The organism is Streptomyces roseus (assembly GCF_001044425.1).
GTDB lineage: Bacteria > Actinomycetota > Actinomycetes > Streptomycetales > Streptomycetaceae > Streptomyces > Streptomyces roseus.
In genome coordinates this window covers 19,059-27,292 of sequence record NZ_LFML01000007.1, presented here as the reverse complement: position 1 = coordinate 27,292, position 8,234 = coordinate 19,059, and the positions used below count along the sequence as shown (strand labels likewise).

7 protein-coding genes are annotated in these 8,234 nt (G+C 73.0%); 3 read left to right on the top strand and 4 right to left on the bottom strand.

Annotation, left to right across the window (positions count from 1 at the left end; genetic code table 11):
* Positions 1-277 (bottom strand): hypothetical protein (locus ACS04_RS38045; RefSeq protein WP_209441592.1); only part of this gene is annotated, 277 nt, incomplete at its 3' end.
* Between the two features lie 176 nt (positions 278-453).
* On the opposite strand from ACS04_RS38045, the gene ACS04_RS01845 reads away from it, so the two are divergent.
* Together ACS04_RS01845 and ACS04_RS01840 are read left to right on the top strand one after the other, a co-directional pair.
* The gene (locus tag ACS04_RS01845) at positions 454-1,224 is read left to right on the top strand and encodes a bestrophin-like domain (protein ID WP_048474680.1); all 771 of its coding nucleotides are present in this window, start codon (positions 454-456) and stop codon (positions 1,222-1,224) included.
* Positions 1,225-1,482: 258 nt separating this feature from the next.
* Positions 1,483-2,049, top strand: coding sequence for a hypothetical protein (locus ACS04_RS01840; protein WP_048474679.1), 567 nt, complete (start codon positions 1,483-1,485; stop codon positions 2,047-2,049).
* 119 nt (positions 2,050-2,168) lie between these two features.
* Here the strand turns inward: ACS04_RS01840 and ACS04_RS01835 are convergent, their stop codons facing one another.
* Complete coding sequence (locus ACS04_RS01835; RefSeq protein ID WP_048474678.1) at positions 2,169-2,771, bottom strand: hypothetical protein; 603 nt, start codon at positions 2,769-2,771, stop codon at positions 2,169-2,171.
* A gap of 355 nt (positions 2,772-3,126) precedes the next feature.
* Here ACS04_RS01835 and ACS04_RS01830 point away from each other — a divergent pair, with 355 nt between their 5' ends.
* Positions 3,127-3,822 (top strand): class F sortase, encoded by a 696-nt coding sequence (locus ACS04_RS01830; protein WP_048474677.1) that lies wholly within the window; start codon positions 3,127-3,129, stop codon positions 3,820-3,822.
* A gap of 63 nt (positions 3,823-3,885) precedes the next feature.
* Here the strand turns inward: ACS04_RS01830 and ACS04_RS01825 are convergent, their stop codons facing one another.
* Together ACS04_RS01825 and lysX are read right to left on the bottom strand one after the other, a co-directional pair.
* A complete protein-coding gene (locus ACS04_RS01825; RefSeq protein ID WP_048474676.1) occupies positions 3,886-4,803 on the bottom strand; it encodes a polysaccharide deacetylase family protein in 918 nt (305 codons plus the stop codon).
* A gap of 70 nt (positions 4,804-4,873) precedes the next feature.
* Positions 4,874-8,179, bottom strand: coding sequence for a bifunctional lysylphosphatidylglycerol synthetase/lysine--tRNA ligase LysX (gene lysX / locus ACS04_RS01820; protein ID WP_048474675.1), 3,306 nt, complete (start codon positions 8,177-8,179; stop codon positions 4,874-4,876).
* Positions 8,180-8,234 lie beyond the last annotated feature (55 nt).

Genomic DNA, 8,234 nt, shown 5'->3' with positions numbered 1-8,234 from the left:
CCACACCGACGCCGCCACCCCCGCCGACTCCGCCGCCACCCGCCCCGAAGCCCACGCCGCCGCCCCCGCCGCCCCCGCGGGCGAAGCCGAAGCCGCCGGCGCCGGCCGCGCCGAAGCCGGTGCCGGCGCCCCCGCTCCAGGTGAGGGCACCCGCCCCCACGGTGACACCGCCGCCCCCGCCCCCGCCTGCGCCCCCGAAGAAGCCGGTGGCCAGGCCCTCGTACCACACGGCGGCGGTGAAGCGGCCCGAGCACCACATCTCCCCGGTGACCTTCACCTTGATGACCGCGGCTCCCGCGGTGCTCGCGATCGTCGCGCTGCGCCCGCGCTGAGTCGTGTCTCTCGGATCAGGGCGGATCAGCCCGGCGCGTCTGGTGCCCCGGGCCGCCCTGATCGCAAGACACGACCTGGATCCGCCCCTCCACCAGACTTCGTGACCGATTGGGAGTCATCTTGTCGGAATGGCTCGTCCTGACCCTCGCGATGGCGGCGGCATGCGCCGTGGTGCTGTCCATCGCCTTCATCAACCAACGGCGGATCGGCGACGACGACGATCCCAGCGAGACCCCGGACGTCATCGAGTACATGACGATGATGATCGGCGTGATCTACGCGATCGTGCTGGGCCTGGCGATCGCCGGCGTCTGGGAGGGCCGCGGGGCCGCCCAGGAGTACGTGCGCCAGGAGGCCCAGGCGCTGCACGAGATCAGCGTCCGCTCCGAGGTCTACCCGGCCGACGTGCGCAAGAAGATCCGCTCCGACGTGGACGCGTACGTGACGTACGTGGTGGACACCGAGTGGAAGGAGATGGCCGACCACGGCGATCTCACCGACCGCAGCGCCGAGCTGCTGGAACGCATCCGCCGTGACGTCACGGACTACGAACCGCAGACCGATCACGAGGGGCAGGCCTACCAGCCGCTGGTGGACCAGGTGGCGGTCGTGGACGACGCGCGCAACGCCCGCGGCCAGAGCGCCGGGGCGACGATGCCGGGGGTGGTGTGGTTCGGGCTGATCGCCGGTGCGCTGGTCACGGTGGGCCTGGTCTTCACGCTGCAGATCCGCCGCTCGTTCCGGGAGCTGCTGCTGGCGGGCCTGTTCAGTGCGCTGATCGCCTTCCTGCTGTTCCTGATCTGGGACTTCGACGCACCGTTCGGACGCGGTATCGCGGCGACCGCCGAACCCTTCCTCGCACAGTTCCCGCACCTGCCGCTCGGCGACTGAGGCACCGGGCCGCGGGGGGGCGTGGCCGGGGGCGGGGCCGGAGCGAGGGCCCGGGGCCCCGGAACCGGCCTGACCGCCGCGCTCCGTAAACCGGGGACGGGCTTCCCGTCCCCGGTTCGGCCTACGCCCGTGCCCCATTTGCCCGTTCCTGATCGCGGGTCACCGTGCCCGGACCTAGCGTGTCGGACATCGAGGCGCACGACCCCCCACGTGCGGAAACCGTTCCGCGGCTGCTCCTCGGAGATCCGGAGACCAACCATGGGTGCGATACGCAGCAACGCCACAGCCCTGCTGAGCGCCGGCGCCACGTGCGCCGTACTCGCGCTCGGCGCCCTCGGCGCGCCCTCCGCGACCGCGGCCGAGGCTCAGCCCATCACCTCGTTCGGCTTCGCCATCACCCCGTCGACGGTCGCCCCGGGCGGCCAGACGGTACTTTCCGTCACCGGCTGCAACGCCGCCTACGCCACCGTCTCCTCCGGGGTCTTCGACACCGTGAGCATCGCCCGCGGGCGGACCGTCCGGGTGACCGTGGACCGCGACGCCCGGCGCGGAGCCGTGTACTCGGTCACCTTCACCTGCAACGGGGAGAACGGTTCGGCGGACCTCACCATCGCCGGCGGCGCCACCAGACCCACCACCAGCTCCACCTCCACGGCCGCAGCGGCGGCCTCCCGGGGTGCCTCCCTCGGCGTCCGCGGCGGTCTGGGCGGCAGCGCGGCCGGGATGGATCCCCGCGAGCTCGGCGCGGGAGCCGCGCTCTTCCTCGCGGCCGCCGGGGGTACGGCGTACGTCCTGCGCCGCCGCGCCGCCACCCGCGGCCACTGACCGCCCCCCTCGCGTACGGCACGATCGCCGATCGCCCCGAGTCCTGAAGAGGAATCGGGGCGATCGGCGATCCCGGGCCACTGCGGGCTGCGAAGGGTTCGGCCGGGCAGGCCCGGCCGTCAGGCCCGTCCGCGCAGCGGGCGGCGGCGGCGCATCACGTGCACGCCCGCGCCCAGGGCCGCGGCGCCGACCAGGCTGGACCCGATGGCGGTCTCGGCGGTGGACGGGCCGAACGAGCCGCCGACACCGCCCTGTGCGCCGTTGCCCCGCAGGATCGTGAACCGGTGCGTGGCGACCAGGCTGTTGTCGTGGCACTTGACGGACAGCGTGTGGTTGCCCGGCGACGCGTGGTTGAAGATGCGGACGGTGGCGAAGCCGATGGAGCCGGCCGACAGGTTCGTCTGGGGAAAGTTGCCGGCCGACCAGACCGTGCCGCCGTGACGGCAGCCGGCGGCGCTGACCTGCATCGTCGAGCCCTGGTGCACGGAGTACGGGTTGACGGTGACATTGCTCGGCCCATTGCCGTTGTTACCGCCGTTGCCGCCATTGCCGCCATTGCCGCCGGTGCCGTTGTTGCCCCCGTTGCCGCCTTGGCCCGAGGGGGAGCCGCCGAACGGTGCCCCGCCCAACGGGTCCGACGGGTTGGCGGCGGCGAACGGGGTACTGAGCCCGACGGCGACGACAGCCGCCGCGGCCACGGTGAGGGCGCGGAGAACACGCATGGTGGAACCTCCAGCGGGAAGCGCCCCGGAGCGGTCGCCCGGGAAGATCGACGAGAACGCCTCCCACGTCGAACCCTCAGGGCGGCTCGCAACCAGCGCATTTCCGGCTTTGGGCCGCAAGGTTGAGCGACACGCCGAGAGGCGCGCGACTCAGCTGACGGATCCGCAGGTCACGACCCGTCAGGCATTTATGTGACGAATACCTGGATGGGCGCACCCCTTCCGGCCGTGCCGCCACCCGTTCGCCCTTCAGCGATCGCCGTCTTGCGCACGCAGCCTTAGCGTGCGTGGGGAAGGGCGTACAGGGGTGGGACAGGAACGCGGGTCGGGACCCCCGCGTCGGGAAGGGAGAGCCATGACCGAGGACGAGAGCGAGCAGCCACCGAGAAGACGATCCCCCTGGGGCGTGCTCGCACTGGTCATGCTCAGCGGCCTCGCCATGATGCGCAACGGGGCGGACATCGGCGACGGACCACCGCAGCCGGCCGCGGCCGCGGCGGTCGGGGCGCCGGCCCGGCAGGTGCCGGCGAGTCCGCCGGCCCAGGGCGAGCAGCCGGTGCCGCAGGGCGACGCGCGGCCGGAGGTGGCGCCGCTGGGGCACTCGTCGGTCCAGCGCATCCGCATCCCCAACATCAAGGTGGACGCGCCGGTGATGACCGTCGGGCTGGACGCGCAGGGCTGGATCGAGGCCCCGCCCCCGCAGGACCCGAACCTGGCCGGCTGGTACCTGAACGGCATCTCGCCGGGCCAGCGCGGCTCGGCGGTGATCGTGGGCCACGTCGACAACGAACGCGGCCCGGCGGTCTTCTACGGCCTGGGCTCGCTGCAGAAGGGCAACCACATCGAGGTGGAGCGGTACGACGGCACCACGGCGGTGTTCGAGGTGTACGGGGTGGAGGTCTTCTCGAAGGAGACCTTCCCCGGAGCCCGGGTGTACGGGGACAACGGTCAGGCGGAGCTGCGGGTGATCACCTGCGGGGGCGGCTACTCCAAGGCCAGGGGCTACGACGGCAACGTCGTCGTCTTCGCCCGGATGGTGCAGTCGCGCTGAGCGGCGGCGGACCGCCGCCGCACCGCGCGGGCCCGCCCGCCGCCCCGCCGGGGAGGACCTCCCTCAGCGGGGCGGCAGCTTCGGCAGCGTCATCCGGTAGCCCCGCGCCAGGAGCTGGGGCAGGTAGGTGCCCACCGCCTGGACGCTCTGCGAGCGGTCCCCGCCCGCGTCGTGGTTCAGCACGATCGCGCCGGGCGCCGCGCCCTTGAGGGCGTTGGAGACGATGGTGGCGGTGCCCGGCTCCTTCCAGTCCAGGGTGTCCACGGTCCAGGCCAGCGGCTCCATGCCCAGCTCGGCCCCGATCTCGAACGCCGCCCGGTTCCAGGCCCCGTACGGAGCCCGGAACCACTGCGGTGCCTCGCCCACCGCCTGCTGTACGACCTCGCTCGTGCGCGCGATCTCGGAGGCGAGGGCGGGCCGGCTCAGCGTGGGGATGAGCGGATGGGTCCAGGTGTGGTTGCCGATGAGGTGGCCCTCGGCGGTCATCCGGCGCAGCAGGTCCCGGTTGTCGGTGGCCATCTCCCCGCAGACGAAGAACATGGCGCGGACCCCGTACCGGGCGAGGGTGTCGAGGATGGCGGGCGTGTAGCGCGGGTCGGGCCCGTCGTCGAAGGTGAGCACCATGGCGCTGGCCGTGCTCGCGTCGGGCGGCAGTTCGAGGATGGGCCGGGTCCGTACCGCGGGCCGAGCGGCGGGCGGCCGCAGCGGGGCCTCGGCGGTCATGGGGCTCAGCCGGTACGCGGCCTGCCCGGGCGCCTGCGGGCGCAGGGCGCGGACTCCGCCCGGTCCGGCGGCTCCGCCGGGCCCGGGGCCGGGGGCCGCCGCTCCGCCGAGGCCCGCGCCGGGTGCGCCGCCCGCCGCGCTCTGGCCGGGCGCGCCGGTCTCGCCGCCGGTGAGCAGCCCGGAGGCAGCGGCGACTCCGAGGAAGACGGCGGTGCGCAGGAGCACGCGTCGCCCTACTGTCGGCTCGTCATTTTTCATTATTACTACGTATCAACGAGTTCCCCGCGGATGTCGAGAGGCGCGTACGCGCGCGCTCCCCCTCACCCGTTCAGCCGCGCCGCACCAGCGGGAACGGCAGCGTCTCGCGGATCGTGAGGCCGGTGAGGAACATGACCAGCCGGTCGACGCCGATGCCCAGGCCGCCGGTCGGCGGCATCGCGTACTCCAGGGCGTCCAGGAAGTCGTTGTCGAGCTCCATCGCCTCCGGGTCCCCGCCCGCGGCGAGCAGCGACTGGGCGGTGAGCCGGCGCCGCTGCTCCACCGGGTCGGTCAGTTCGGAGTACGCGGTGCCCAGTTCGGTCCCGAAGGCGACGAGGTCCCAGCGTTCGGCCAGGCGCGGGTCCCGCCGGTGCTGCCGGGTCAGCGGGGAGACGTCCGTGGGGAAGTCCTTGTAGAAGGTGGGCAGCTCGGTCCTCTCCTCCACCAGCCGCTCGTACATCTCCAGGACCACGTCGCCGCGGGTATCCTCGGGCTTGTGCGGGACGCCCGCCCGGTCGCAGAGGCGGCGCAGCACGTGCTCCTCGGTGTCGGCGCCGACCTCCTCCCCGAGCGCCTCGCCGATGGCCCCGTACATCGTCTTGACCGGCCAGACGCCGGAGATGTCGTGCACGGCCAGCTTGCCGTCCGGGCCCGCCTTGTGGGCGATGGGCGAGCCGAAGGCGGCGGTCGCGGCGCCCTGGATCAGCTCGCGCGTGAGGTCGAGCATCACGTCGTAGTCGGCGAACGCCTGGTAGGCCTCCAACATCGTGAACTCGGGGTTGTGCTTGTAGGAGACGCCCTCGTTGCGGAAGGTGCGGCCCATCTCGAAGACCTTCTCCAGGCCGCCGACGCACAGCCGCTTCAGGTACAGCTCGGGCGCGATGCGCAGGTACAGGTCGAGGTCGTAGGCGTTGATGTGGGTCCGGAAGGGCCGCGCGTTCGCCCCTCCGTGGATCTGCTGGAGCATCGGGGTCTCGACCTCCAGGTACCCGCGGTCCAGCAGCCCCTGGCGCAGTGCCTGGACGGCCGAGGAGCGGGCCCGTACGACGTCGCGCGCCTCGGGGCTCGCGACCAGGTCCAGGTAGCGGCGCCGCACGCGCGCCTCCGGGTCGGCGAGGCCCTTGCGCTTGTCCGGCAGGGGGCGCAGGCACTTGCCGGTGAGCTGCCAGGAGGAGACCACGAGGGAGGGCTCCGCGCTGCGGCTGGCGCCGATCTCTCCGCTCGCGACCACGTGGTCGCCGAAGTCGACCTGGGAGGTGAAGGAGTCCAGTACGGCGGGGCCGCTCTCGTCGCGGGTGAGCATCAGCTGCATGTCCCCCGACCAGTCGCGCAGGACGGCGAAGACGACGCCGCCCAGGTCACGTACGAGCATCACCCGGCCGGCGAGCGTGGCCTGTTCCCCGGAGCGGGCGTCGGGGGCGGGCTTGGGGTGCGCTTCCTTCAGTCCGGCCACGGTGTGGGTGCGCTGACGGATGCCGACGGGGTACGGGTCGGTGCCGGCGGCGCGGATCCGCTCCATCTTGTCGTGGCGGACGCGGACCTGTTCCGGCAGCCGCTCGGCCCGCGACGCGGTCTCGGCCTCCGGTCCCACGAGGCCGAGGGCGAGGGAGTCGATGGAGGGCAGCCCCTCGGTGCTGGCGGGCGCGGTGAGCCCCTTGGCGTGCGCGTTGCCCCACAGTTTGCGCAGGCTGGGTACGGAGACGAAGCCCTCGGCGATGCCGGAGGCGAGGCTGACCCGGGCGAGCGAGCCGGCGTCCTGGTAGCAGAGGAACCGCGGGTACCACTCGGGCCCGTACTTGACGTTCGAGCGGTACAGGGCCTCCAGCTGCCACCAGCGGGAGAAGAACAGCAGCAGCTTGCGCCACAGCTTGAGCACCGGTCCGGCGCCGATCCGCCCGCCCTCCTCGAAGGCGGAGCGGAAGACGGCGAAGTTCAGGGAGATCCGGCGTACGCCGAGGCCCGGCGCCGCCGCGCACAGCTCGGCGACCATGAACTCCATGACCCCGTTGGGGGCGTTGCGGTCCCGGCGCATCAGGTCCAGGGAGATGCCGTCCTTGCCCCAGGGGACGAAGGACAGCAGGGCGATCAGCTCGCCCTGGGCGTCGAAGGCCTCGACGAGCAGGCAGTCCCCGTCGGCGGGGTCGCCGAGCCGGTCCAGCGCCATGGAGAACCCGCGCTCGGTCTCGGTGTCGCGCCAGGTGTCGGCGCGCTCGATGATCCGCTGCATCTCCTCCTCGCTGAGGGCGGAGTGGCGGCGGATGAGGGTGGTGGCCCCGGTGCGCTTGACGCGGTTGACGGCCTGGCGGGTGACGCGCATGTCGCGGCCGTCGAGGTCGAAGTGGGCGACTTGCAGGATCGCCTCGTCGCCGAGCTGGAGGGCGCTGAGCCCGGAACGGGCGTACGCGGTCGCCCCCTCTTCGGAGGCGCCCATGACGGCGGGCTGCCAGCCGTGGCGGCGGGCGACGGTCAGCCAGGCGTCGACGGCGGCGCTCCAGGCGGCCGGGTCGCCGACCGGGTCCCCGCTGGCGAGGCAGACTCCGGCCTCGACGCGGTAGGTGACCCCGGCCCGGCCGTTCGGGGCGAAGACGACGGCCTTGTCGCGGCGGGTGGCGAAGTATCCGAGGGAGTCGCCGCGGCCGTAGGCGCCGAGCAGCGCGCGGATGCGGGGCTCCTCGTCCCCGTGCAGGGCGGCCGTCAGCCGCTGGGAGCGGAACAGGGTACCGGCGGCGTTCAGCAGGGCGAGGGCGCCGAAGAGGCCGAGGAAGAAGTACAGGGGGCGGGGCGGCTGGCCGTCGAACTGGCGGGGCGAGACGAGGCCGCCGAAGACCTGCCGCGCCGCCCAGTCCAGCCACTGCCCCTTGGGCAGGGTGCCGGGGAACAGCGCGACCAGCCCCCAGCCGACGAGCACGGCGACGAGCAGCCCGAGGCCCAGGACGAGCAGCGCGCGCCAGAAGGCGCCGGGCCGGGAGGCGGCGTAGAACTCCTTGCGGGCGGCGATCAGGACCACGAGGGCGGCGACGGCGATGGCCATCGAGGGCCCGCCGATCCAGTAGTACTCGTCGGCGATGATCAGGACGTCGACCAGGATGAGCAGGGCCAGATAGGTGACGACGATCCACCAGGCGACCTTCTTGCGGGTGCCCAGCGCGGCGGCGAGCAGGAAGAGGAAGACGGCGTAGGCGAGGTTGGCGCTGACCGGCACGACGATCTCGTCGAGGAAGCGCACGACGTACCGCAGCAGGTGCCGCAGTGTCGGGGAGAGGGCCAAGACGGCGCACAGCAGTCCGAGCGTTCCGAAGAACGCGGCGAACGCGTCGGGCACCCGGTTCAGGAAGCGGTTCCGGGTGCCCCGGGTCTCCTCCATGGTGGCACTCATGGTTCGCACTGTAGGGAGGCCCGCGCCGGGGCGCGCGGCGAAGCGCATAACCTCG

Coding starts and splice junctions, on each gene's coding strand:
- ACS04_RS01840 (WP_048474679.1), top strand. CDS start 1,483: ATGGGTGCGATACGCAGCAACGCCACAGCCCTGCTGAGCGCCGGCGCC.
- ACS04_RS01835 (WP_048474678.1), bottom strand. CDS start 2,771: ATGCGTGTTCTCCGCGCCCTCACCGTGGCCGCGGCGGCTGTCGTCGCC.
- ACS04_RS01830 (WP_048474677.1), top strand. CDS start 3,127: ATGACCGAGGACGAGAGCGAGCAGCCACCGAGAAGACGATCCCCCTGG.
- ACS04_RS01825 (WP_048474676.1), bottom strand. CDS start 4,803: ATGAAAAATGACGAGCCGACAGTAGGGCGACGCGTGCTCCTGCGCACC.
- lysX (WP_048474675.1), bottom strand. CDS start 8,179: ATGAGTGCCACCATGGAGGAGACCCGGGGCACCCGGAACCGCTTCCTG.